Source organism: Streptomyces sp. NPDC051136 (genome assembly GCF_044455745.1).
In the GTDB taxonomy this organism is placed as follows: Bacteria; Actinomycetota; Actinomycetes; order Streptomycetales; family Streptomycetaceae; genus Streptomyces.
Genome location: NZ_JBITFE010000004.1, coordinates 563188 through 587443, shown reverse-complemented (window position 1 = coordinate 587443; position 24256 = coordinate 563188). Strand labels below are relative to the sequence as shown.

Genomic DNA, 24256 nt, shown 5'->3' with positions numbered 1-24256 from the left:
TGTCAGACCCCGCCCGTAGAGTCGAAGACATCTGATCGGGCTGACGGGCGGGAGGTGACAGGACGTATGGGCGACACGGCCGTGACGGACAGGACGGCTCCCGGCAGGGCGGGGGAGCCGGCGGGGAGCGGGGACCCGGACGCGGAGCGGCTGCCCCCGCGGCTCGCGGCCGTCTTCCTGCCGGCGCCGCTGCCGCGCGAGGGCAGGGTCGCCTTCTGGGACCCCGACGGCGGGCCCCTCACCGGCCTCGTCCCCGAGGGCGGGGCCGACGGCCGTCCCGTCGACGTCGCGTCCGCCGGGGACCGGCCCGCGGGTGATTCTGCCGGTGCCGGTGCCGGTGCCGGTGCCGGAGAGGGGCTGGGCATCGGGAGCGGAGCCCGGCCGGCCGGAGCCACGGAGCTGACCGTCGTGCGCCCGCACGGCACCGGTGTGCGCCGCAGGACCACGCCCGCGGTGTCGCTGCCGCTCGCCGATGCGCTGCCCGTCCTGGTGCGGGCCCGGCACGATCCGGCCGCGCACCCGGCCTCCGCCTGCTGGGGCGCGGCGGCCCTGCACGCCCTGCGGCTCACCGCGCGCGGCCGGCTGCTGCCCGGCCTGACCGCGACCGGACACGACGCCTGGCGGGCCGGCCCGCTCGACCCCGACGACATCGCGCACCTGCGGGCCGTGGCCGCCGCCCTGCCGCCGGAGGGCCACGCGGTCCCGCTCGACGGCCCCGGACCGGTCCGGCTGCCGGAGCCGGAAGCGCTGATCCGCGCCTTCCTCGACGCCGTCGCCGACACCCTGCCCCGCACCCCGGCCGCGCCCCACGCCTCGGGCCGGCCGTTCGCCGCCCGCGGGGCCCAGCGCCTGCCCGATGCCCACGACTGGGCCGCGGAGGTCGCCGCCGGCATGGACGCGGGCGTGCGGATCTCCCTCCGCCTGGACCTGTCCGCGTACGACCTCTTCGACCGGGACGCGGACGGGGGCGCGGGCACGGAAGGCGGCGGACCCGCCGGCGTGCGCAACGCGGGCGCGGCGGTCGTCCAGGTGCACAGCCTCGCCGACCCCACCCTCGTGGCCGACGCCGCCGACCTGTGGTCGGGCACGGCCGACGACGCGTTCGGCCCCCGCGCGCGCGTGGACGCGGCCCTCGCGGTGCGGCGCGCCGCCCGGGTGTGGCCGCCCCTCGACCGGCTCGCCGAGCAGGACGTCCCCGACGTGCTCGGCCTGTCCGAGGACGAGGTCACCGACCTGCTGGGGGTCGCCGCCGCCCGGCTCGCCGCCGCCGGGGTCGCCGTGCACTGGCCCCGCGACCTGGCCCAGGACCTCACCGCGACCGCGGTGGTCAGGACCGCGCCCGGCTCGGCGACCGACGGCACGGGCTTCTTCGAGAGCGAGGACCTGCTCCAGTTCCGCTGGCAGCTGGCCATCGGCGGCGACCCTCTCACCGAGGCGGAGATGGACACCCTGGCGGAGGCGCACCGCCCGGTGGTCCGGCTCCGCGACCGGTGGGTCCTCGTCGACCCGTCGCTCGTCCGCCGGGCCCGCAAGCGCGACCTGGGCCTGCTCGACCCGGTCGACGCCCTCTCCGTCGCCCTCACCGGCAGCGCGGAGGCCGACGGCGAGACCGTCGACGTGGTGCCCGTCGGCGCGCTGGCCGCCCTGCGCGACCGGCTCACGGCGGGGGTGCGTCCCGCCGAAGCGCCGCCCGGTCTGCGCGCCACCCTCCGCGACTACCAGCTGCGCGGCCTGGCCTGGCTCGACCTCATGACCTCGCTCGGCCTCGGCGGCTGCCTCGCCGACGACATGGGCCTCGGCAAGACCGTCACCGTCATCGCCCTCCACTTGAAGCGGGCCCGGACCGAGCCGACCCTCGTCGTCTGCCCCGCCTCCCTGCTGGGCAACTGGCAGCGGGAGATCGAGCGGTTCGCGCCGGGCGTACCGGTCCGCCGCTTCCACGGCCCCGACCGCACCCTCGACGACCTGACCGGCGGCTTCGTCCTCACCACGTACGGCACCATGCGGTCCGCCGCCACGACTCTGGCCGAGCGGTCCTGGGGCATGGTCGTCGCGGACGAGGCCCAGCACGTGAAGAACCCGTACTCGGCGACGGCGAAGGCCCTGCGCACCATCCCGTCCCCGGCGCGGGTGGCGCTCACCGGCACCCCCGTGGAGAACAACCTCTCCGAGCTGTGGGCCCTGCTCGACTGGACCACCCCCGGACTGCTCGGCCCCCTGAAGTCCTTCCGCGCCCGGCACGCGCGCGCCGTGGAGAACGGCGAGGACGACCAGGCGGTGGAGCGGCTCGCCCGGCTCATCCGCCCCTTCCTGCTGCGCCGCAGGAAGTCCGACCCGGGCATCGTCCCCGAGCTGCCGCCGAAGACCGAGACGGACCACCCCGTTCCGCTCACCCGGGAACAGGCCGCGCTGTACGAGGCGGTGGTGCGCGAGTCGATGCTCGCCATCGAGGCGGCCGAGGGCATGGGCCGCCGCGGTCTCGTCCTCAAACTGCTGACCTCGCTCAAGCAGATCTGCGATCACCCGGCGCTCTTCCTCAAGGAGGCCGAGCAGCAGCCGGGCGGGACCGACCGGATGACCGCCCGCTCGGGCAAGCTGGCCCTGCTGGACGAGCTGCTGGACACGGTGCTCGCGGAGGACGGCTCCGTACTGGTCTTCACGCAGTACGTCGGCATGGCCCGGCTCATCACCTCCCACCTCGCCGCCCGCGCGGTCCCGGTGGACCTGCTGCACGGCGGTACGCCGGTGCCCGAGCGCGAGCGGATGGTGGACCGCTTCCAGAGCGGGGCGACCCCCGTCCTCGTCCTGTCTCTGAAGGCCGCCGGCACCGGCCTGAACCTCACCCGCGCCGGTCACGTCGTGCACTTCGACCGCTGGTGGAACCCGGCCGTGGAGGAACAGGCCACGGACCGCGCCTACCGCATCGGCCAGACCCAGCCGGTCCAGGTCCACCGGCTCATCACGGAGGGCACGGTCGAGGACCGTATCGCCGAGATGCTCCAGTCCAAGCGGGCCCTGGCCGACGCGATCCTCGGCGCCGGAGAGTCCGCCCTCACCGAGCTGACGGCCCGTGAGCTGTCCGACCTGGTGTCCCTGCGGAGGCCGTCATGACCCCCCGGCCCGCCGACGAGGCCCGCCGCGCGCTGCGGGAGGCCCGCGAGCGGGGCGAGGGTACGGGCGCGAGCGCGGAGACGGAGGCGGCGCCCTCGGCATCGGCGTCGTCGGAGTCCTCGGTGTCGCCGTCGCAGTCGCAGTCGCTGTCGCCGTCGGCGTCGGCCGCGGGCCGGGAGGACGGTCCGCTTCGGCAGCCGGCCGAGCCGACCGAGCCGCGTCCCGGGGACATCGCCCGCGCCGCGCTGCGCAACGCGCGGTCCGCCCGGCAGGGGGAGGCGCACAGCCCCGAGGGTGCACCGTCGGACGTGCCGTCCGTTCCGCCGCCTGACCTGTCGCTGTCGCCGTCGCCGTCACCGGGGCATGGGGCAGGGCCCGGGGATCCTGCGCGTCCGCAGGAGCCGACCGGTCCGGGGGAGTGGGCGGGTCCGGCCCGTCCGGCCCGTCCGGCGAGTTCGGCAGTTCCGGCAGGCGCGGAGGAACCCGGGGGAGCAGCGGACGGATCCGATGACCCGGCCGAGTCGGCCGTTCCGGCGGCCCCCGACGCGGCATCCTCTCCCGGCTCCGCGGACCGGGGTGGCGGCCGACCGGCGGACGCGGCGCGGGAGGCGCTGCGGGCGGCTCGTCGCCAGGCGAAGGTGGACGCGGCCAGGGAAGGACCGGCGAGCACCCGGCGATCGTCCCGCCCGTCCGGGCGACAGCCCCGGGCAGGCGGCGCGGGCACCGCCGACGCCCGCGCTCGCGCCGTACGCGATTTCGTCTCGGGCGCGTTCCGACTGCCCGCGGACTGGGACGCGGACACGGACGTGGAGATGGACAGGGACGCGGGCGTGGAGCCGGCCGCCGAGGCCCTGCCCGCCGGACAGCCCGGGTCCGCCGAAAAGCGGGCCGGTGGCTCGTCGGCCGAGGACCGGACGGCCCCGTCGCGGGAACCGGGTGAGGAACCGGAGTCCGAAGGAGAGCCGGAGCCGGAGCCCGCATCAGAAGTGGAGCAGGGGCCGAGGCCGGAGCCGCACTCGGAGTGGGAACGGGAGCGGGCATCGAAGCCGGAGCGGCAGCCGGACTCGACGCGGGAGCCGGAGGCAGGGGAGGGAGGGGAAGAAGGGCAGGAGGAGGAGCCCACGTGGCCCTCGCCCCGCGCGGTCCCGGCCACCGGCGCCGCACCCGCTCAAGCTCCGACCCAGGTCCCCACCCATGCCCCCGCCTCCCCCCGCCCCGCCCGGGCCACGGACCCCACGGACCCGTCCGCGCCCGTCACCGAGCGGCCGCGGCACCCGGAGCCTGCGTCGGCGGCGCGCGGCCGGGCGGCCTCCTCGTCGCCGCCCGCGAGACCCCGTGCCCCCCGCTCGATGGCGGCCCCGGGCCGTGACGGCGAGCTCCGGCGCACCTTCCCCGCGCTCGGGCCCCGGACGGCCGCGGACGAGGGCCTCGCGGGGACGTGGTGGGGCAACGCCTGGGTGACCGCGCTGGAGGAGGGTGCCCTGGACGCCGCGCGGCTGGAGCGCGGGCGGGGATACGCCGAGCGCGGGCACGTGGACGCCATCACCGTGACGCCCGGGCTGGTCCTCGCCTACGTACAGGGCGGCCGCGCCCGGCCGTACCGTGTGCAGGTGCGCCTGCGGACGCTGCGCGACGCCGACTGGGACCGGTTCCTGGACGCCGCCGTCGAGCGGCCCGGGCACATCGCCGCCCTCCTCGACAAGGAGCTTCCGCACTCCCTGGCCGACCTCGCCGACAGCGGCGTCCCGCTGCTCCCCGGACCCGGCGACCTGACCCCGCAGTGCAGCTGTCCCGACTCCGGACACCCCTGCAAACACGCAGCCGCCCTCTGCTACCAGACGGCACGCCTGCTAGACGCCGACCCGTTCGTCCTGCTCCTGCTGCGCGGCCGGGGCGAACGGGAACTGCTCGACGCCCTGTCCCGGCGGAACGCGGCTCGCGCGGCACGTGCGGCCCAGGACCGGGGCCCCGCGCCCCTGCCCGGCGTCCGGGCCGGGGAGGCCCTGTCCCGGCGCGTCCTGCCGCCGCTCCCCGCGCCGCTTCCCGTGCCCCCGCATCCCGAACAGCCACCGGCCTACCCGGCCGCTCCGGGCGGCCCCGACCCGTTCGCGCTGGACCAGCTCGCCACCGACGCGGCCGCCCGCGCCCACGCCCTGCTCGCGACGGGGCGCGACCCGGTCGGCGGGCTGACGCTGTGGCAGGACGCCGTCCGCCTCGCCGCGGCACGCCCCGGCTCCGGCCTCACCGCGGGCACCCGCGCGCTCTACGCGTCCCTCGCCTCGGCCGCCGGGCGCGACACGGCGGAGCTGGCACGGGCCGTCGCCGCCTGGCGGCAGGGCGGCCCGGAGGGCCTCGACGTCCTGGAGGAGCCCTGGGACCCGCCGGCCGGCCGTTTCGACCGCGCCCGCCCGCTGCTGCTCGCCGCCGATCTCCCGGCCTTCCGCCCCTGGCGCAACCGCCTCACCCACCCCCGTGGCCATGTCCAGCTCAGACTCGGCCGTTCGGGTCTCTGGTTCGCGTACGAGTCCGAGCCGGACCGCGAGGACTGGTGGCCGCGCGGCACTCCCGACCTCGACCCGGTCGGCGCCCTCACGGGCCTGGGCACCCGCGTCGACCTCTGACCGCCCGACCCGCCCGCAGCACCGCCACCGGAGCGTTCACACCACCACCGGAGCGGGCCCGTCACCACCGCAGTACGCACTCCACCCCACCGCAGCACGCGCTCCACCCCACCGCAGCCCGCACTCCACCCCACCGCGCCGACGGCACCGCCGACACGAAAGGGTGCGTTGTCAGCGGCCCGAAGGGGGCATTGTCAGCGGTCCGTCGAATGCGTAGCCTCCGCAATGGCATGTGACATTGCACAGTGTGGTGCGATGCACGGAGGAGGAGCCGTTGACGCTCAAGGTCGTCGTCGTGGGTGCCGGCATCGTCGGCACCGCTTGTGCCTTCCACGCCGCCGCGGCGGGCATGGACGTCACGGTCGTCGACCGCGGACCCGTCGGCGCCGGGACCACGAGCCGCGGAGAGGGCAACGTCCTCGTCTCCGACAAGGAGCCCGGCCCCGAACTGGCCCTCGCGCAGCTGAGCCGCACCCTGTGGGAGGAGGCGGGCCGGGAACTCGGCCCCGACCGCCTCGAACTGGAGCCCAAGGGCGGCCTGGTCGTGGCGAGCACCGCCGAAGGCCTCGCCGCGCTCGGTGAGTTCGCGGCCCGGCAGGAGGCGGCCGGGGTCCGCGTCGAGCGGGTCGACCGGGTGCGGGACCTCGAACCCCACCTCGCGCCCGGCCTCCCCGGTGGCGTCCACTACCCGCAGGACGCCCAGGTGCAGCCGGTGCTGGCGGCGGCCGCACTGCTGCGGGCCGCCGTGCGGCGCGGCGCGCGCCGGCACGCGGGGGAGGTCGTCGGCGCGGAGACCGGCGGCGGCCGGATCACCGGCGTCCGGACGGCCGCCGGTGACGTCCTGCCCGCCGACGCCGTCGTCAACGCGGCCGGGACCTGGGGCGGTGAGGTCGGCCGACGGCTCGGCGCTCCCGTCGAGGTGCTGCCGCGCCGCGGCTTCGTCCTGGTGACCGAACCGCTGCCGCCGATGGTCCGGCACAAGGTCTACTCCGCCGACTACGTCGCGGGCGTCGCCTCCTCGGACGCCGGACTGGAGACCTCCTGCGTCGTGGAGAGCACCCGCGGCGGCACGCTCCTCATCGGCGCCAGCCGGGAACGCGTCGGCTTCGACACGAGGATGAACATCGCCGTGGTCACGAGGCTGGCGGCCCAGGCATGCCGGCTGTTCCCCTTCCTGCGCGCGGTCCATCTGATGCGCGTCTACCGCGGGTTCCGCCCGTACTGCCCCGACCACCTGCCCGTGATCGGTCCGGACCCGCGGGTGCCGGGCGTCGTCCACGCCTGCGGTCACGAAGGAGCGGGCATCGGTCTCGCCCCCGCGACCGGCGCACTCGTCACGGCCCACCTGCTCGGCCGCCCCTGGCGCGGCGCCGATCCCGCCGCCCACACCCGACTGCTCCCCGACCGCCTGCTCGGCCCCGGAGGTGCACACCGGTGAGCGAGTTCGTCGTCGACGGCGAGTCCCTGCCGTTCGTCGAGGGGCAGACGGTCGCGGCGGCCCTGGTCGCCGCGGGCCGCCTCGCCTGGCGCACCAGCCGCGTCGGACACCGTCCGCGCGGCGTGTTCTGCGCTATCGGTGTCTGCTTCGACTGCCTCGTGACGGTCGACGGAGCCGGCGGGCAGCGCGCCTGCCTGGTGCGGGCCCGCCCCGGCATGGCCGTCACGACCCGGGAGGACGACGAGACACCACAGGACGACGCGACCCGGGAGGAGGACGATGAGTGAGCGGACGGACCTCGTCGTCGTGGGCGCGGGGCCGGCCGGTCTGGCCGCCGCGGTCACGGCGCTGAACGGTGGACTGCGTGTCGTACTGGTCGACTCGGGCGCCGCCGTCGGCGGCCAGTACTGGCGGCACCCGCCGGAGCACGCGCGCGCGGCCGTGCCCACCGACGACCTGCACCACGGACTGCGCACCTACCGGGCCCTGTGCGAGGCGTCGGCGGCGCACCGCGCGGCGGGCCGGCTCGACCTGCGTCCGGAGCACCACGCGTGGTGCGCCGTCCGCGAGGGCGACGGATTCGCGATCCACGCGGTCGACCGCCGTGAGGCGCCGCGGGAGAACGCCGTGGTGCTGCGGGCGCCGAGGCTCCTCGTGGCCACCGGCGCCCACGACCGCGCGCTGCCCTTCCCCGGCTGGGACCTGCCCGGGGTCCTGACCGTCGGCGGTCTCCAGGCGCTGCTCAAGGGCGGCGGAGTCACGGCAGGGAGACGCGTGGCGCTGGGCGGCACCGGCCCGTTCCTGCTGCCGGTCGCCGCCGGGCTCGCGGCGCGCGGCGTCGAGGTGGTCGCGGTCTGCGAGGCCGCCCACCCGCGGGCCTGGCTGCGGCACCCGGGGCCGCTGCTGCGCAACCCCGGCAAGTGGACCGAGGGAGCCGGTTACGCCGCCGCGCTCCTGCGTCACCGCATACCGGTCCGCCCGCGCACGGCGATCGTCGGAGCGGACGGCGACGAGCGCGTGACGTCGGTACGGATCGCCTCACTGATGCCGGACGGACGCCCGCGCCCGGGTACGCGGCGCCGTGTCGAGGTCGACGCCGTCGGTGTCGGCTGGGGCTTCGTGCCCCGACTCGACCTGCTCGTCCCGCTCGGCTGCGCGCTCACGGACTCGGCCGACGGCAACGCGGTGGCCGCCGTCGACGCGGGGCAGCGCACCACCGTCCCCGGCGTCTACGCCGCGGGGGAGACCTGCGGCGTGGGCGGGGCCGCCCTCGCCGTGCACGAGGGCCGCCTGGCCGCGGAGTCGGTCCTCGCCGACTCCGGCGCCGCCCGCGCACCGGCCGGCCGGCGACCGGCGAACCGGCGGGCTGCCGCGGTACGTTCCGCGGTGGCCCGCCACCGCGCCTTCGCCCGGGCGATGGCACTGGCTCACCCGGTTCCTCCCGCCTGGCCGTCGTGGCTGTGCGACGACACCGTCGTGTGCCGTTGCGAGGAGGTGACCGCCGGTGCGGTCCTGGCCGCCCGGGCCGCCGGGGCCCGCGACCACCGGCAGGTCAAACAACTGACCCGGGCCGGTATGGGCTGGTGCCAGGGCCGGATGTGCGGACCCGCCGTGCACTGCCTCACGGCACCGGAGCGGGCCTACGAGCCTGCGGAACGGCTCGTCGCGACGCCCGTGACCCTCGGGTCGCTCGCGGGTCTCGACGAAGGACGGCCGGCCTCGACGGACGGCGGCGAACACCACGAGGAGTGTTGATGAGCGAGACCCGAAAGCCCTGGCACGGCGTCATCGTCGCGACCAGCTTGCCGTTCCACGACGACCTCTCGGTCGACTTCGGCGCCTACGGCGAGAGCGTCGCCCACCTCGCCGGGCAGGGGATGCACGGCGTCGCACCGAACGGGTCGCTGGGCGAGTACCAGACCCTCACCCACGAGGAGCGCGACCGCGTCGTCGAGACGGCCGTCGCGAACGCCCCCGAAGGGTTCACCGTCATGCCGGGCGTCGGCGCCTACGGCGCCCGCGAGGCCGAGCGGCACGCCCGCTTCGCCAAGGACGCGGGCTGTCAGGCCGTCATGTGCCTGCCGCCCAACTCCTACCGCGCCGACGACCGCGCCGTGCTCGAACACTTCGAACGGGTGGCCTCCGTCGGCCTGCCCGTCACCGCGTACAACAACCCCGTCGACACCAAGGTGGACCTGCGCCCCGACCTGCTGGCCAAGCTGCACGCCGAAGGGTTCGTCGTCGGGGTCAAGGAGTTCTCCGGCGACGTCCGGCGCTGCTACGAGATCGCCGAACTGGCCCCCGGCCTCGACCTCCTGATCGGTACCGACGACACCGTGCTGGAGGTCGCCGTCGCGGGCGCCAAGGGCTGGGTCGCGGGTTACCCGCAGGTCTTCCCCCGGGCCTGCCGCGCCCTGTACGAGGCGTCCGTCCGGGGCGACCTGGAGACGGCCCTGCCGCTCTACCGGCGGCTGCACCCGGTGCTGCGGTGGGACAGCCGGACGGAGTTCGTCCAGGCCATCAAGCTCGGCCAGGAGCTGACCGGCCGCCGCGGCGGTCCCTGCCGGCCGCCACGGCGGCCGCTGGCCCCGGAGACGGAGGCCGTCGTACGCGCCGCCACCCAGGCCCTCGTCGACGCCGGGGTGAACTGACGATGCGCTCGACGGTCTGCTACCACGCCGTCGACTCGCACACCGAGGGCATGCCCACCCGCGTGATCACGGGCGGGGTGGGAGTCCTCCCCGGTGCGACGATGGCCGAGCGGCGCCGGCGGTTCGTCGCCGAACGCGACCACCTGCGCACCCTGCTCATGTGCGAACCCCGCGGGCACGCCTCGATGTCCGGGGCCGTCCTGCAGCCGCCGACCCGGCCGGACGCCGACTACGGCGTGCTCTTCATCGAGGTCTCCGGCTGCCTGCCGATGTGCGGCCACGGCACCATCGGTGTCGCGACGGTCCTCGTCGAGACCGGCATGGTCGAGGTGACCGAGCCGGAGACCGCCGTACGGCTGGACACCCCGGCGGGACTCGTCACGGCCCGGGTGCGGGTGCGCGAGGGCCGCGCCGAGTCGGTGACCCTGGAGAACGTCGCCTCGTACTGCCACGCGCTGGACCAGGTCGTCGACGTCCCCGGGCACGGGCGGGTGCGCTACGACATCGCCTACGGCGGCAACTTCTACGCCTTCGTCCGCACCGACGACCTGGGCATCCCCTTCGGGCGGGCGCACAAGCAGGCACTGCTCGACGCCGGGCTGGCCGTCATGGACGCGATCAACGGGCAGAACCCGGTGTCCCACCCGGAGAACCCGGAGATCGACGTGTGCCACCACGTCTACCTGGAGGCCCCCGGCTCGACCGCGGAGCACTCGCGGCACGCCATGGCGATCCACCCGGGCTGGTTCGACCGGTCGCCCTGCGGCACCGGCACCAGCGCCCGGATGGCCCAGCTGCACGCCCGCGGTCTGCTGCCGGCCGGCCGGGACTTCGTCAACGAGTCGTTCATCGGCTCCCGGTTCGTCGGCCGCGTCCTGGGGGAGACGACCGTCGGCGGCCGCCCCGCGGTCCTCCCGTCCGTCACCGGCCGCGCATGGATCACCGGCACCGCGCAGTACCTGCTCGACCCCACGGACCCCTACCCGGCCGGGTTCACCCTCTGAGGGACTCGCGCGGGCCGGAGCCCGGTGTCCGATTCTCGACGGTCCGCCTTAAATGCCTGGACTGTGGTCTCCGTCCGACGGGAAGATTCCGACTTCCGAACCACCGGGAGTGTGATGGGCACCACAGACGCACGAGGGGCGGCGCCGGGCAGGAGCGCGGTCGTCCTGGCGCTGCGCCACTACGGCCGTGAACTGCTGCGACTACGACGACTCGCCCTGCCCGCGCTGCTGCTGCCCGCCGTGGGCAACATCGGCATCCGCTACGTCGCCCCCCTGCTCATCGCCAAGCTGGCCGGTCAGGCCGCCGACGGCGACGACGGCGGCCTGACCCTCGGCACGGCACTGCCGTACGTGCTGGGCTTCGGGGTGACGCTGCTGCTCGCCGAGGTGGTGTGGCGGATCGGGCAGCACTGCCTGAACCGCGTGGACGCCCTCGGCATGGAGCACCTGTACGTGCGCGGCATGGACGAACTCCTCGCCAAGGACGCCGCGTTCTTCCACGACAACTTCGCCGGCTCCCTCACCAAGCGGGTGCTCAGCTTCGGCAAGCGCTTCGAGGACTTCGTCGACACGGTGACGTACCGGATCGTGGGCAGTCTCGTCCCCCTGGTCTTCGGTGCCGTGGTCCTGTGGGGCTACGAACCGATGCTCGTCGTGGGGCTGTTCGTGATGATCGCGCTGACCGTGGCGGCCGCGACACCGCTGATCCGCCGCCGGCAGCGGCTGGTCAACGAGCGGGAGGCGGCTGTCGCCCTGGTCTCCGGCCACGTCGCCGACAGCCTCATGAACATGGAGACCGTCCGGGCGTTCGCGGCGGAGCGGCGGGAGGGCGACGAACACCGCAGCCGGGTCGCCGAGTCGCGGCGGCTGACGCTGAAGTCGTGGGACTACGGCAACCTGCGCGTCGACACCCTGATCGCCCCCATGTCCGTACTGACCAACGTGCTGGGCCTGCTGGTCGCCATCGCCTTCGGCGGCCCGGGCCAGTCGGTGGAGGAGGTCGTCGTCGCCTTCACCTACTACTCCAACGCCACCCAGATCATGTTCGAGTTCAACCAGATCTACCGGCGGCTGGAAAGCTCCATGACCGAGGCCGCGCAGTTCACCGAGCTGCTCCTGGACCCTCCCACCGTGCTGGACGCCGACACGCCCGAGCCGCTCGCGCCGCGGGACACCGGCATCCGCTTCGAGGCGGTGACCTTCGCCCACGCGGGTGCCGAGCCGATCTTCCGGGGACTCGACCTCGACGTGCCCGCGGGCGCGAGGATCGGGCTGGTCGGCAGGTCCGGCGGCGGCAAGACCACGCTCACCCGGCTCCTGCTGCGGATGGCGGACCTCGACCGGGGACGCATCCTGATCGGCGGTCAGGACATCAGCAGGCTGCGCCAGAGCGACCTGCGCTCACTGATCGCCTACGTCCCGCAGGAACCCGCCATGTTCCACCGCAGTCTGCGGGACAACATCGCCTTCGCCCGGCCCGGCGCCACCGACGAGGAGGTCCACGCGGCCGCCGCGGCCGCGCACGTCACCGAGTTCGCCGAGCAGCTGCCCGAAGGCTTCGCCACGCTGGTGGGGGAGCGGGGAGTGAAGCTGTCGGGCGGTCAGCGCCAGCGCGTCGCACTCGCCAGGGCCATCCTGCGCGACGCCCCGATCCTGCTGCTCGACGAGGCGACCAGCGCACTGGACTCGGAGAGCGAGCTGCTCGTCCAGGACGCCCTGTGGCGGCTGATGGACGGCCGTACGGCCCTCGTGGTGGCCCACCGTCTGAGCACCGTCGCCGGCATGGACCGCCTCGTCGTCCTCGACCGCGGACACGTCGTCGAGCAGGGCACCCACGAGAAGCTGCTCGCCGCGGACGGCGCCTACGCCCGGCTGTGGCAGCACCAGTCGGGCGGCTTCCTCGGCGAGAGCGCCGAGCCGGCCGCCGGCCGCCCGGTCCCGGCAGCCCGCCCCGGCGGCGACCCGCACGGACCGGCCGACCCGGTGCCGGTGGTGTGACCCGCGCCCGGAGTGCCACCGGGGCCCGGCCGACCCGGCCGACCCGGCCGGCGCGGCGACCGGACGAGTGGCGACGAGTGACGGTCGTCCGGTTTGCCGGAGTCCCGGGAAGGCACTCCAGAAGTGTTCGTCCCGAGTGTTGCTCCCGCCCGGCCAGGAGAGTCCCGTGACCCAAGACGCCGACCTCGTTCCGCAGCGCCCGCCCGCACGGGAGTCCCGCTCCGCGGGACGCGCCCGCGACGCGGCCCGGGGCGGGGGCCGGCGCGGGGGCCGGCAGCCGGCCGGATGCGCCGGGTCCCGCCGCGGACGCCCCTGATGCCGGGCGGCTCGGCGCCGTTGGACGGGTGCACGGTCGACGCGGTCGACGTGCACGCCTTCGAGGTCCCCACCGACGGCCCCGGCGGCACGGAGCAGGACGGCACCCTGGAGTGGGACTCCACCACCCTGGTCCTCGTGCGGGTGCACGCCGGCGGCAGGACCGGGCTGGGCTACACCTACGGCGACGTCTCGGCCGCCACGTTCGTGCGCTCGAAGCTGGCCCCGGTGATCGAGGGCGCGGACGTCGGCTCGCCGGCGGCGCTGGGCCGGCGGATGGCCGCGCAGATCCGCAACGCGGGCCGCCCGGGCGTCGGGGCCATGGCCCTGTCCGCCGTCGACGTGGCGCTGTGGGACCTCAAGGCGCGCCTGCTGGACCTGCCCCTGGTCCACCTCCTGCCGTCCCACCACGACCGGGTCCCCGTCTACGGCAGCGGAGGCTTCACCAACTACCCGCAGGACCGGCTCACCGACCAGCTCGGCGGATGGGTCGCCCAGGGCATCCCGCGCGTGAAGCTGAAGACCTCGCGGCACCCGGAACGCGACGCCGACCGCCTCACCGCCGTACGCGAGACGATCGGCGCCGCACCGGAACTCTTCGCCGACGCCAACGGCGCACTCGGCCGCAAGGAGGCCCTGTACTGGGCGCACCGGCTCCACGACGAGTGGGACGTGCGCTGGTTCGAGGAGCCGGTCGCCTCGGCCGACCTGGAGGGGCTGCGGCTGCTGCGCGAGCGGGGGCCGGCGCGGCTGGAGATCGCCGCGGGGGAGTACGCCTTCACCGCGCAGGACTTCGCCAACCTCGTCGACGGCCCCGGCGGTCCGGTCGTCGACTGCCTCCAGGCCGACGTGACCCGCTGCGGCGGTGTCACCGGTCTGCTGGAGATCGCGGGCCTGTCGGCCGTCCGGCACCTCGACCTGTCCGCCCACTGCGCCCCGGCGGTCTCCGCCCACGCCTTCTGCGCGGTGCGCAGGCTGCGGCACCTGGAGTACTTCCACGACCACGTGCGCGTGGAGCACCTGCTCTTCGACGGCACCCCGTTGCCCGAGGGCGGAGCCCTGCGCCCCGACACCGGCCGGCCTGGACTCGGGCTGGACGTCAAGTGGAGCGACGCGGAGCCCTACCGCGTCGCCGGCACGCGACCGGACTGACACCCCTGACCGGTCGCACGGCGCGCCCCGGCGGAGGGCGGGGTCCGGCCCTGTTCGATCACGGTTGAGTACCGGGCCGGAATTGTGGCCTCCATCACGGCCGCTGCGCACATGCCCTGGTGAGATCACCGCATGTTCGGTCTCATCGTGCGTCTCCTGCCCTTCTGGATTCGCGAACCCCTCCTCGTCGTCGTCGGCTCGGTGTTCGGCGTGCGCCTCATGTATCTGGCCCTCCACGACGGCGAGTGGGTCCCGGCGGCGATCGGTGCGGCCTTCCTGTTGTTCACCGCCGTGCGCGTCCACACGGTGATCCAGGCCCTGCGCGCACGACGCCACCCCGCCCCGGCCGCCTCCGCCGACTCGACGGCACCCGACGCCGACGGCCGGCCGCAACCGCAGGCGCAGGCGCAGCCTCAGGTCCCGGCGCAGCAGCCTCCCGCCCCGGCCGTCCAGGAGAAGGAGCCCAACGCCTGGGGCCAGGCGGCCGCCGCGATCGCCGTGTTCGCGGCGCTCGCCGCCGCGCTGTGGCTGGGCCCGGAACTGATGCCCTCCGACGCCCACGGCACCCCGCAGGACGCCGCCTCCTGCCCCACCGGGGAGGACGAGCCGCTGCCGAGCGCCTACACCAAGACGTCGCGGGCGGTCACCGGCGACGACCTGTGCAAGGCGCTCAACAGGACCGACCTGCCCCGCCTCCTCGGCACGCCGGCGGAGACCGCGATGGGGGCGTCCGCCTCCAGCGGCACCGCACCCCTGACCGACGGCAGGGTCGCCCAGCCGGAAGCGAAGGTCGAGTTCGACACCTACACCGTCGACGTCTCGGCCACCTACAACGACCTCTCGATCGCCCAGTACGTGAAACTGATGGAGTTCGGGGAGGAGACGGACGTCGAGAAGCTCAAGGTCCTCGGCCGGCCCGCGGTCCTCTCCTCGGACCACACCATGCGGTTCGAGATCGATCTCGGCGGCGGCGGATCCGGCGGACCGGTCGAACAGGGCCCCCTGGCCAGAACCCTGTCCGTGGCCCTCGGCGCGAAGGACCCCGGCGGCTACTGCGAGATCACCGTGTGGAGCGAGGCCGGCGCCCTCCCGGACGACGCCGCCCTCCTCGACATCGCCGAGAAGATCCTCCCGGCGATCCCCGAACGGACGGCGTGACCCGGCGGGCAGGACGGACGGTGTGACCCGACGGGAACATATGGACGAATGAGCCAGGTAAGCTCTCGGCAGGTGCTCTTCGGCAGCAGGAGCCTCTGTGACGTACGGACGGGGAGACGGACGGGAGCATTGTGTCGGTGTCACAGTCATGGGCCATGAGAGCGCCCGCGCCCATCGGGAGTGACGACCCGGGAACACCCTCGCAGTGGTGGGAACCCTCCGTGCTGCTGGTGGAGGACGATCCCGGCGACGCCCTGCTGGTCGAGGAGCTCGTCGCCGACAGCACGCTGACGATGGGCCTGCGCTGGGTCCGCTCGATGGCCGAGGCACGCGAGGCGCTCGCGGCCGAGATGCCGGACTGCGTCCTGCTGGACCTGAACCTGCCCGACACGCAGGGCCTGGAGGCCGTGTCCGGAATCCGGGCGCACGCCGAGCAGGTCGCCGTGGTCGTCCTCACCGGCCTCGCGGAGGAGGAGACCGGACTGGCGGCGGTGGCCGCCGGAGCCCAGGACTACCTGGTCAAGGGGCGCGTCGAGCCCGAACTGTTCGGGCGGGCGGTGCGCTACGCGATCCAGCGCAAGCAGGCCGAGCAGGCGGCCGTGGCCCTCCAGGCTAGCCAGATGCAGGCCCAGGAGAACGCGCGCCTGGAGCGCGGCCTGCTGCCCCGCCCCCTGCTGAACGACGGCGCGGTGGAGGTCGTGACGCGTTACCGGCCCGGCCGTGCCCACGCACTGCTCGGCGGCGACCTCTACGACATCGTGCAGAGCACCGACGGCGCCGTGCACGCGCTCATCGGCGACGTCTCCGGACACGGGCCCGACGAGGCGGCCCTCGGAGTCGCCCTGCGCATCGCCTGGCGCACCCTGGTGCTCAGCGGTGTCACCGGCACCGAGCAGATAGCCCGGCTGGAGGAGATCCTGGTGGCCGAGCGCGGCGGCCCGCAGGTCTTCGCCACGCTCACGAGCCTCACCCGGGAACCGGGGGAACCGCACGTGCGGATGATCCGCGCCGGCCACCCCGGACTGCTGCTGCGCACCGGCGGCCGCGTGGAATGGGTGGAGGTCGACGGCGGCCCCGCGCTGGGCGTCGTACCCGACCTGGCGCGCTGGCCGGTGCGGGAGCTGGAGGTACCGGCGGGCGCGGCCCTGGTGCTGTTCACCGACGGACTCTTCGAGGGACACGTCGGCCGGGGCAGGGAACGGCTGGGCGAGGAGGGGCTGCTGCGGATAGCGCGGGAGGTGGCCGCGCTGCCCCCGGACGCCTTCGTCGACGAGCTGATCGACCGGACCGAGTCGCTCGCGGAGAGCCAGGGCGGTCTCGCCGACGACGTGGCCGTGCTGCACCTGAGCTGGAAATGAGACGGGCGAACGAGAACGGTGTCGGAGAACAGGGTGAGTGAGAAGACGGGCGGCCGGCCCACGGGGCGGCGGCTGACGGTGCAGGGCTGGTTCCAGGTGGTCCTGGGACTGGTGATGCTCATGGTGATCGGCGGCAGCGTCGTCGGCGCCCGGCTGCTGGAGCACACCTCGGACGTCACCGACCGGCTGGCCGACCGCCTCCAGCCGGCGCAGACCGAGACGTACCGGCTGCAAGCCGCGCTGGTGAACCAGGAGACCGGGGCGCGAGGCTACGCCATCGCCGCCGACCGCCAGTTCCTCGCCCCGTACACCCAGGGCAAGGAGGACGAGGCGCGTGCCGCCGCGCGGCTGAGCGAGCTGATCGAGGGCCAGCCCCGGCTGCTCGCGGACCTGGAGGCCGTGGAGCGCGAGGCCGCCGACTGGCGGCGCACCTACGCCGAACCGCTGGTGGCAGGCGTGACCTCCGAGGAGCCCCGGGGATCCGCCCGGACCACCACGGAGCAGGGGAAGAAGGCCTTCGACCGGATCCGCGGCCTCTGGGCGACGCAGAACGCGGACCTCGCCCAGGCCGTGGCGGACGGCAAGAAGGACCTGGCCCAGGCCCGTACCGACCGCAACCTGATCCTCGGCGCCATGGTGGCGGCGTTCCTCCTGGCCGGGGTGGTCCTCGCCCTCCTGATCCGGGTGCTGGTGGCCCGACCCCTCCAGGCCCTCAGCGCCTCCTCCCGCCGGGTGAGCGACGGTGACTTCGACCACGTGATCACCGGCGAGGGCCCCGCCGACCTCGCGGCGGTGGCGGGAGCCGTCGAGGGCATGCGGCAGCGGATCGTCGCCGAACTCGAGGCCTCCCGCCGCCAGCAGGAGGTCCTCACCCGGCAGACCGAGGACCTGGACGCCCAGGCGGTGGAGCTGCGCCGTTCCAACGCCGAACTGGAGCAGTTCGCGTACGTCGCCTCGCACGACCTGCAGGAGCCGCTGCGCAAGGTGGCCTCCTTCTGCCAGCTGCTGGAGAAGCGGTACAGCGACAAGCTCGACGACCGGGGCCGGCAGTACATCGACTTCGCCGTCGACGGGGCCAAGCGCATGCAGGTCCTCATCAACGACCTCCTCACCTTCTCCCGCGTCGGGCGCCTCAACGACGCCCGGGTGGAAGTCGACCTCGACCAGGTCCTCACCAAGGCCCTGGCCAACCTGGACACCGCCATCACGGAGACCGGCGCGCACATCGAACGGCCCGAGCGGCTCCCCCGGGTGGTCGGCGACCCGTTGCTGCTGAGCATGGTCTGGCAGAACCTGGTCGGCAACGCCGTGAAGTTCCGTCACCCCGACCGCACCCCGGAGGTCCGGATCACCTGCGAGGAGGACGAGGACAGCCCCGGCACCTGGCGGCTGTGCGTCACCGACAACGGCATCGGCATCCCCGAGGAGTTCGCGGAGAAGGTCTTCGTCATCTTCCAGCGGCTGCACGGCCGGGACGCCTACGGGGGCACCGGCATCGGGCTGGCCCTGTGCAAGAAGATCGTCGAACACCACGGCGGTCACATCGGGATCGACACCGGTCACTCCGATGGCACCCGCATCTGCTTCACCCTGCCCTCCGGCGGCGACACCGCCGACGGCGCCGGCTCCCACACCGAGGAAAAGACCCTGGCATGACGACCTATGACGCGACCCCCATCGACGTGCTCCTCGTGGAGGACGACCCGGGCGACGAACTGATGACCCGCGAGGCGTTCGAGGACAACAAGATCGGCAACACCCTGCACGTGGTGCGGGACGGCGAGGAGGCCCTCGACTTCCTCTACCGGCGCGGCCGGCACAGCGAGGCCCCGCGCCCCGATCTCATCCTGCTCGACCTGAACCTGCCCAAGTACGACGGGCGCCAGGTGCTGGAGAAGATCAAGTCCGACGACGACCTGAGCGACATCCCCGTGGTCGTGCTCACCACCTCGTCCGCCGAGGAGGACATCGTGCGCAGCTACCGGCTGCACGCGAACGCCTACGTCACCAAGCCCGTCGACCTGGACCAGTTCATCGCCGCCGTCCGCCAGATCGACGACTTCTTCGTGCAGGTGGTACGACTGCCCCGGCGCCGGGCCTGACGCGCCGCGTCCCCACGTGGAGACGGGTGGGCGCCGGGCTGTCCGAGCCCGGCGCGTGCCGACGCCCCGCGCATGACCTCCCGTCCCCCGGGCAACCGACAGACACGTCCCGAGCCCAGGAGGTCCGTCATGATGATCGTGGGGATCGTCGCCGTCTGCGTCGTTCTTGCCGTTGTCGCCTTCCTCGTCCCGCGCCTCTCCCACCACCCGCAACGCGGAACCCAGCGCACCCTCGGTGCCGGGTCGCGAGCCGGGGGGAAGGCCCCCGGTGTACTCGGCCGCGCTCTCAGCAAGCCCTTCCGCAGCAGCTCCAAGGCTGTCGGCCGCAGCGGTTCGGCCGGTCGGCGGGCTCGCGGTCACATGCCGTTCTGACGCGGACGGTGATCAGTCGCGCCTGCGGAGGAAGGCCGCGTGCACGAGCCACCGGCGCCGATGCCCCCCGGGGTGCGTCCCACGGCGCAGTGGCCGACGGCCTTCCTCCGCTCATGCCGTCGGGCGACTTCGCGAAGTCGGACATGCCCTGCGCCTCGATTGGGTGGCTCTTCGGGGAGGAACGTCACCTGCGGGGCGCCCGTGCCTGGACGTCCGCGAGCAGGCCGACGTCATCGTCGTGCAGCCCTCGTCGGAGGGCCGGGCCGCCGGCGGCCGTCCCGTCTGGCTGGGCCTGGTCAACGACCCGGAAGCGACCGAGGACATCGCCGGCTGGGTACAGGCCGGGGGGCCGGGCGGCGTCCCGCTGCCGGACATCCTCGACCTGTACACGATCACCCCGCCGCGACGTGGGTGAGAGCGGTGCGCCGCTCGGCGCCCCGATCTGACCTGTCCCGCGCACGGCCTGCTCGCAGAGCGTTCCGCCGGAATCCGCTTCCATCCCTCCGACCTCCCGCGGCGTCGCATGGACGACGGCCCCGTACGCTCGGACCTGCCCCGAACGGCTCGCCGGGCCCCGGGACGCGTAGACCACCGACACCCGCGAACGGGAAGGGACACGTGGAGTACGTGCATGCGCTGAACGATGGCCTTCCGCATGCGATGGCGGTCGAACTGACCGTTTTCGAGCCCGACCAAGCCAGGCTGTCGGACTGCGCCGTCCAGTGGCTGACCGAAGGGGTGCGGCAGTTCGCGGGTAGTGACATCGGGCGAGAAGCCAGCCCTCACCGGGTCTCGACCGCGGGGTACACAGGCGTCCCGGCGCTGCGGCCGCAGAGCGCGGCCAAGCGGTGGGCGTTCACCACCGCGGCTCCGAACGACAGCTTCGATGTCCTGTACAACCCCTACGTCCCGGACGTACTGCCCTGGTTGATGCGCAGCATCGACGACCGCGCCGAGTCGATCACAGTGGAGAGCGGTCTCTTCACGGACAAAGGAGAGATCGGCGACTCCGATGTTTCGGTCGCGGCAGCATTCGAGGAGGAAAACCCGTCCTGTGCGAAGTTGACTGTCAAGCTGTCGGAAGCGGCACTTCGGGACCCCGGGCGGGCGGCAACGGTCGAAAGCAGTATTCTGCGGTCCGTCCGATGGGCGTGCCACCGGTTCAACGTGGTGTTCGGTCATCTCTCCTACCGGCGTGCCTGCGGGGAGACGGAGCTTGAAAACGCCCTGAGAGGTGATGCCGGCGACCCGGCGGTGAACACTGCGAACTGGCGCGTTCGGCTGCGTGGCTACTCATGGCTCATGGTCGTCCCCGAAGACATCGTGGACGCGCTGGGCGGGGTTGATCTGCTGAGCGCCTCACCCGCGTTCCATTCCGTGACCCCGCTGCCCAACGGAGCGCTACTGCTGCAAGCCACCCCGACGTTCCGTGAGTACCGTGGAACGGCCGTGCACAACGTTCATCGCGTAGTGCGTGCCGTGCTGATCGACGGGGAGTTCCGCAAAGGAACCCACCTGCCTCCGGGTGTGCCGCCGTCCTGCATGGTGGTGTTCCCTGACTGATTCGGCACGGCCGCGCGCGGGGCAGCGGGGTCCAGCCGTGCCCCGCCAGCCCGGCGGTGCTGGGCAGCCGGCTCAGGGGTGACGCTCACCGGCGGGCACCCATGAGGCCGGACACCGACCTGGCGTCGACACCGCGGCGCCGCGAACGGAGGGCTCCGGCGTCGCGGTGTTCACGGAGTCTCATCCGGGGCCGGCGAGTTCGTCCAGGGACTCGGTCAGGAGCAGCGGGTCCTGGGCGGCGCGGCCCAGGGCCACGCCGTCCCAGTCCGCTTCGGCGCGCAGACGGGTGTAGACGCCGGGCACGACCGCCCCTCCGTAGACGAAGCGGGCGCGGTGTCCGGCGGTGACGTCCCGCAGCGCCCGCAGCACGTGGCCGGCGTGGACCGGGTCGGCGGCCTCGTCGCCGCCGATGGCCCACCCCGGCTCGTACAGGAAGAGCAGGGGCCGGTCCGGCGGGACGGCGGCCACGACCGAGCGTGCCTGGGCGGAGGCCAGTGCCGCCGCGTCGGGTGCGGGGAGCTTCTCGGTCTCACCGACGCACACCACCGGGGTGAGACCGGCCCCGCTCGCGGCGGCGGCCTTGCGGGCGACGAGTCGGTCGGTCTCGCCGAAGGCGCCGCGTCGTTCGGCGTGCCCGACCATGACGTGGGAGCAGCCGACCTCGGCCAGCAGGGAGGCGCTCACCGCGCCCGTCACTTCTTCGGTGTCCGCCGCCACGTCCTGGGCGCCGACGCCGACGCCGCTGCCGAGCAGCCACTGCCCGGCCGGAAGCAGCAAGGGATGGGGCAGGCAGGCGAAGAAGGAGACATCGGCCAGGCGCTCGGCGTTCGGCAGCAGCAGGCTCTCGATCCAGTCCCGCGTACGGGTCAGGCCGAGCCGGGCCTTGGTACTGGTGAAGCTGAGGGGCGCGGAACGTCGCGACATCGCGGACCGCCTTCCTGCGTTTCGGGATCGGATGTCCGGTGCGGGGGCCGGCTGCGGCGCGGTCCTCACTCCAGGTTGGTGTGCCGGGCGTACATCTCGGCCGCGTCGACGTGGTGGGTGCGCTGAAGGGCGAGGATCAGGCAGTCGAAGAAGACCAGCGCCCCTTGCTCGAACAGGGTGCCGACGAACTGCGTCGAGGCGTCGGGTTCGAAGTCCTGGCTGTACTCGGCGAGATGGACGCGAAGGTCCGCCAGTCCGGCCAGCGGCGACTCGAGGTTCGCGGTCACGACCGCTATCCGGGCCCCTGCCTCCTTGGCCGCCTCGGCGCGCTGCACCACCGTGGGAGTGTGCCCCGACCCGCTGCACGCCACCAGCAGATCGCCCTCGGTGACGGCCGGGCAGGTGACGTCGCTGGCGACGTGGGCGGTCAGCCCGAGATGCATCAGGCGCATGGCGAAGGCGTCCACGGCGAGTTTGGAGCGGCCCGCCCCCAGCACCATGATCCTCGGGGCGTCGTACACCGCCTGCATGAGTTCTTGGGCCTGGTCCTCTCGGGCACGGGTGAGCAGTGCTTCGATCTCCCGGAGGACGGTGCGGCGGGCGGCGGCGAGGGGTCCGTCCACACCGACGTTCAGCGGAGTCTGAGGCGGGCGCTGGTTCTGCTGGTCGACCATCCCGTGGTCCTTTCCTGTGCCGGGATCACCAGGTGTCGTGGTGGAGGACGGTGTCGAGGGCGCGGCGAGGAGCGGGGCGGAACGATTCCCCGGTGGGGTGGGCGACGGCGAGCAGGGCGGCCTGGGTGACGCCTTCCGGCAGGTCGAGGATCCCATCGGCCTCGTCCGGCCGGGTGAGGTGCAGAGCGGTGACCGCGCTCGCCAGGGAGTGGGCCCGGAGGGCGAGCATCAGACTCCAGACGGCGGGCCAGACGGATCCGTAGTAGACGGAGAGGGCGGCGTGTTCGGCGGACGGCGGGTAACCGAGCCGGCGGAAAAGACCGACGTGGTCGGCGGGCGTGGACGCGAGGCAGGGCACGATCATCACCGGTACCCGGTCGAGTACTTCGGTCAGCCGCAGGGACGCGTTCAGTACGCCGCGGCCGACGGTGCCGTCCTCGACCCGTCGTGTCATCGCCGCGAGATAAGGCCGGGCGGCCTCGCGGTAACAGCGGGCCAGCGCGGTACGGCGGCGTGGGTCGGTCACGACGATCCAGTGCCACGGCTGCTCGTTCGAGCCGTTGGGAGCCTGCAGGGCCACTTCGAGTGCCGCGTGCACGAGTCGGAGGTCGACGGGACGGTCGGTGTCGAGGCGGCGGCGCACCGAGCGGGTGGTCCGCAGGATGCGCAGCACGGTGTCCCGGTCGGTGGCCGGAACGTCACAGGGTGCGGTGAACTCGGTCATGCGGGGTTCCTCACGCATCTGGCCGAGGGGCCGGTCGTCGTCGGTCCGGGAAGCCCCGCAGGACCTCGCCCTCGGCGGTTTCGAGGGCCTGCGGGATCGGGCGGCCCTCCGCACGGAAGGTTCGCGTCCGTGCGGAAGGCCGCTTTCCGCACGGAAGGTTCGCTGCCCGTGCAGCGGCACCGGGCAGTGGTCACGTGTTCACGGCTGGGCAGAGCAGCAGTGGCGCGACCGTACGGGCCGCCTCCACGGGACGGGAACGCGGACCCGAGCCGGCGGCGTCCCGTGGAGCCGGCCCGGGTGGCGCGTGGAGAGCGCGGCGTCAGAGCGAAGTGATCTCAAGGAGCACCGTGCTGTAGATGCTGGAGACCGTGCCCAGGCCCAGGGTGCATTGCAGAACCTGGGTCGCGGGGCCGGTCTGGGTCAGCGCCACGGCGTCCCCCTGGAACAGCCCGGACGTGACGGTGCCGGTGATGACCACCTGCAACAACGCGCCCACCACGGTGGTGTTGAAGTTCGCGGACACGGTGCTGGTCTCACCGGTGTTCCAGGTGATGACCAGCGTCATGCTTCCGCCTGCCAGCAGGTCGAGGCAGGTGCGCTGCCGCGGGGGATTGACGACGAGGGACGAACCGGAGGTGACGTCGGGCCGCGACAGCGAGACGCAGGGCCCCAGTTGGTAGGAGATCGTCGACTGGGAGGTCTGCGGCGTGTTGCTCAGCGGCGGACTGTAACTGGAGACCGCGCTGCTGGGGGGAGTGCAGGTGAGGTCCAGCAGACCATCGGCCTGCCGGGCGGACGCGTGCACCGGTGACGCCGCCAGCAAGGTGCCGAACAGCAGACAGAGCGCGGTCAGTACCGTCGCCGTTCGGGGCAGGCTCCGCACGCGTAAGGGATGAGACATGGGTGGTTCCTCTCGGAGCGGGTGAACGTCGTGCAGGGGCGCGGCGGTCGCGTGCCTCGGGCAGGGGGACGGGGCGCGATACCGCGCAGGAACTCTTCGGACCAGGCTGCTGCGGTACCGTCCGCCGGACAAGGGTGTGCGACGGCGCGAACGGGGCGAAGGAGGCGACCACCGGGTGAAACCCGCGCGC

20 protein-coding genes are annotated in these 24256 nt (G+C 73.9%); 16 read left to right on the top strand and 4 right to left on the bottom strand.

The window, feature by feature from the left end; all coding sequences use genetic code 11:
• The first annotated feature begins 66 nt into the window (after positions 1-66).
• From ACIBCJ_RS15105 to ACIBCJ_RS15030, 16 genes are all read left to right on the top strand, one after another.
• Positions 67-3111 carry an SNF2-related protein gene (locus ACIBCJ_RS15105; protein WP_365978248.1) on the top strand — a complete coding sequence of 1015 codons (3045 nt, stop codon included), beginning with the start codon at positions 67-69 and terminating at the stop codon, positions 3109-3111.
• Between the two features lie 611 nt (positions 3112-3722).
• A complete protein-coding gene (locus ACIBCJ_RS15100; protein WP_399282539.1) occupies positions 3723-5732 on the top strand; it encodes an SWIM zinc finger family protein in 2010 nt (669 codons plus the stop codon).
• A gap of 274 nt (positions 5733-6006) precedes the next feature.
• Positions 6007-7170, top strand: a complete 1164-nt coding sequence (locus ACIBCJ_RS15095) for an FAD-dependent oxidoreductase (RefSeq protein ID WP_365978480.1) — start codon at positions 6007-6009, stop codon at positions 7168-7170.
• Positions 7167-7457, top strand: coding sequence for a (2Fe-2S)-binding protein (locus tag ACIBCJ_RS15090; protein ID WP_365978246.1), 291 nt, complete (start codon positions 7167-7169; stop codon positions 7455-7457). The genes ACIBCJ_RS15095 and ACIBCJ_RS15090 overlap by 4 nt, the downstream gene beginning before the upstream one ends.
• On the top strand, positions 7450-8925 hold the full coding sequence (locus ACIBCJ_RS15085; RefSeq protein ID WP_365978245.1) for an NAD(P)/FAD-dependent oxidoreductase: 1476 nt from the start codon (positions 7450-7452) through the stop codon (positions 8923-8925). The genes ACIBCJ_RS15090 and ACIBCJ_RS15085 overlap by 8 nt, the downstream gene beginning before the upstream one ends.
• Positions 8925-9821, top strand: a complete 897-nt coding sequence (locus ACIBCJ_RS15080; RefSeq protein WP_365978244.1) for a dihydrodipicolinate synthase family protein — start codon at positions 8925-8927, stop codon at positions 9819-9821. Before ACIBCJ_RS15085 ends, ACIBCJ_RS15080 begins: the two co-directional genes overlap by 1 nt.
• Positions 9822-9823: 2 nt before the next feature.
• Entirely contained in the window at positions 9824-10825 is a 1002-nt protein-coding gene (locus ACIBCJ_RS15075; RefSeq protein WP_362093221.1) for a proline racemase family protein, read from the top strand.
• A 114-nt stretch (positions 10826-10939) separates the two neighbouring features.
• Positions 10940-12823, top strand: coding sequence for an ABC transporter ATP-binding protein (locus ACIBCJ_RS15070; RefSeq protein ID WP_362093224.1), 1884 nt, complete (start codon positions 10940-10942; stop codon positions 12821-12823).
• Between the two features lie 315 nt (positions 12824-13138).
• Positions 13139-14290: an enolase C-terminal domain-like protein gene (locus ACIBCJ_RS15065; protein ID WP_365978243.1), complete on the top strand. Its 1152-nt coding sequence runs from the start codon at positions 13139-13141 to the stop codon at positions 14288-14290.
• A gap of 132 nt (positions 14291-14422) precedes the next feature.
• Complete coding sequence (locus tag ACIBCJ_RS15060; protein ID WP_365978242.1) at positions 14423-15448, top strand: DUF6215 domain-containing protein; 1026 nt, start codon at positions 14423-14425, stop codon at positions 15446-15448.
• A gap of 155 nt (positions 15449-15603) precedes the next feature.
• Positions 15604-16806 carry a SpoIIE family protein phosphatase gene (locus tag ACIBCJ_RS15055; protein WP_362093232.1) on the top strand — a complete coding sequence of 401 codons (1203 nt, stop codon included), beginning with the start codon at positions 15604-15606 and terminating at the stop codon, positions 16804-16806.
• 114 nt (positions 16807-16920) lie between these two features.
• Entirely contained in the window at positions 16921-18462 is a 1542-nt protein-coding gene (locus ACIBCJ_RS15050; RefSeq protein ID WP_365978479.1) for a CHASE3 domain-containing protein, read from the top strand.
• A complete protein-coding gene (locus ACIBCJ_RS15045; protein WP_362093234.1) occupies positions 18459-18908 on the top strand; it encodes a response regulator in 450 nt (149 codons plus the stop codon). The genes ACIBCJ_RS15050 and ACIBCJ_RS15045 overlap by 4 nt, the downstream gene beginning before the upstream one ends.
• Positions 18909-19037: 129 nt before the next feature.
• Positions 19038-19280 carry a DUF6411 family protein gene (locus ACIBCJ_RS15040; protein WP_362093236.1) on the top strand — a complete coding sequence of 81 codons (243 nt, stop codon included), beginning with the start codon at positions 19038-19040 and terminating at the stop codon, positions 19278-19280.
• Between the two features lie 148 nt (positions 19281-19428).
• Entirely contained in the window at positions 19429-19695 is a 267-nt protein-coding gene (locus ACIBCJ_RS15035; RefSeq protein WP_399282537.1) for a hypothetical protein, read from the top strand.
• A gap of 203 nt (positions 19696-19898) precedes the next feature.
• Complete coding sequence (locus tag ACIBCJ_RS15030) at positions 19899-20843, top strand: hypothetical protein (protein WP_365978241.1); 945 nt, start codon at positions 19899-19901, stop codon at positions 20841-20843.
• A gap of 180 nt (positions 20844-21023) precedes the next feature.
• Here the strand turns inward: ACIBCJ_RS15030 and ACIBCJ_RS15025 are convergent, their stop codons facing one another.
• From ACIBCJ_RS15025 to ACIBCJ_RS15010, 4 genes are all read right to left on the bottom strand, one after another.
• Entirely contained in the window at positions 21024-21767 is a 744-nt protein-coding gene (locus ACIBCJ_RS15025) for a triose-phosphate isomerase family protein (RefSeq protein WP_365978240.1), read from the bottom strand.
• A gap of 65 nt (positions 21768-21832) precedes the next feature.
• Positions 21833-22441, bottom strand: coding sequence for a 6-phospho-3-hexuloisomerase (gene hxlB / locus ACIBCJ_RS15020; protein WP_365978239.1), 609 nt, complete (start codon positions 22439-22441; stop codon positions 21833-21835).
• Between the two features lie 25 nt (positions 22442-22466).
• Entirely contained in the window at positions 22467-23165 is a 699-nt protein-coding gene (locus ACIBCJ_RS15015; RefSeq protein WP_365978238.1) for a nitroreductase family protein, read from the bottom strand.
• A 319-nt stretch (positions 23166-23484) separates the two neighbouring features.
• Positions 23485-24066 (bottom strand): hypothetical protein, encoded by a 582-nt coding sequence (locus tag ACIBCJ_RS15010; protein WP_362093250.1) that lies wholly within the window; start codon positions 24064-24066, stop codon positions 23485-23487.
• Positions 24067-24256 lie beyond the last annotated feature (190 nt).